The organism is Anaerococcus lactolyticus ATCC 51172 (assembly GCF_000156575.1).
GTDB lineage: Bacteria > Bacillota > Clostridia > Tissierellales > Peptoniphilaceae > Anaerococcus > Anaerococcus lactolyticus.
Genome location: NZ_GG666065.1, coordinates 1 through 1,373 on the forward strand (window position 1 = coordinate 1; position 1,373 = coordinate 1,373).

The window sequence follows — 1,373 nt, forward strand, 5'->3', positions numbered from 1 at the left end:
CTTTTTTATGAGGTTCAAATGTTTTATTTAGGTATCGATATTGGCAAAAATACTCATGTTGCTTCATTAGTTGATGACAAGAAAAAGGTTATTTTTAAGGCTTTTTCTTTTTCAAATTCTATTGATGGTGCTGAAAGTTTAATCCTTAAACTAGAAGCTTTCAAAAATGAACTCGAAGTTGGGATGGAAGCTACAGGTCATTATTGGTTATCTCTATACTCATATCTTGTTGAAAAAAACTTTACAGTTCGTGTTATCAATCCAATCCAAACTGACGGTTGGCGACAAGGCATTGAGATTAGAAAGAGAAAAACTGATATTATTGATTCTCTTTTAATAGCTGATCTTCTTAGATATGGAGATTTCGTTGAGACTTCACTCTCTAATGAAGATTATTTGTCTTTGAGAAATCTTTCCAGATTTAGGTCCTACCTCATTTCTTCAATTGGCGATCTTAAAAGAAAAACTATTGCACTTTTAGATCAAGTTTTTCCTGAATACGCCTCTTCTTTTAGTAATATTTTTGGGAAGACTTCTAAGGAAATTCTTTCAAATTTCTCTACTCCTTCTGATTTTGAGGATATTAATTCTGATGATTTGAATACTTTTCTTGAATCTGTTTCTAAGAAAAACTATGCTTCTAAGAAGATTGATGAGCTTTCTAAAAAGGCTTCTTCTTCTTTTGGTATTAATTTATGCCTGGATTCTTTTAGTCTTCAAATCAAAATGCTTATTGAGCAAATTTCTTTTATTCAAAATCAGGTTTCTAATGTTGAGAATGAAATTGAGGTTTTACTTGAAAAACTTAATTCTCCAATTACTACTATTCCAGGTATCGGTTCTGTTAATGCAGCTACTATATTAGGTGAGATTGGTGATATTAAAAGATTTTCTAATCCTTCTAAACTTGTCGCTTATGCTGGTTTGGATGCTAGAATTTCTCAGTCTGGAGAATATGAATCTACTTACAATCATATGAGTAAAAGAGGTTCTCCATACCTTAGACGTGCTTTGTTTCAATCTGCTCTTAGAGCTGAATTTTGTGATCCTGTTTTCTCAGATTATTATCAAAAAAAGATTAGTGAAGGAAAACATCATCTAGTTGCTACCAATGCTGTTGCTAGAAAGCTTTGTCATACTATTTTTGCTGTCCTTATTAAAGATGAACCTTATCAAGTACAAAATTAGTTTTTGTTTTATTGCGAACTGATTTTTGAAAAATTACAATTTTAAGGTTAAAAACCTTGCTAACCCTATTTTTAAATTCTTAAACTCTAGGGTATTTTTTCATGCTTATTTTTATTCAGTTTTTATCAATATCAATTCTTATATTTTTAGCATTTTATCTCTTGACTTTTAATAGTTAGTCTTTC

Annotated in this window: 1 protein-coding gene; it reads left to right on the forward strand. The window is 30.2% G+C overall.

Annotated elements, in window-relative coordinates; genetic code table 11:
* Positions 1–18 precede the first annotated feature (18 nt).
* Entirely contained in the window at positions 19–1,188 is a 1,170-nt protein-coding gene (locus HMPREF0072_RS10250) for an IS110 family RNA-guided transposase (protein ID WP_039931474.1), read from the forward strand.
* Positions 1,189–1,373: the final 185 nt, after the last annotated feature.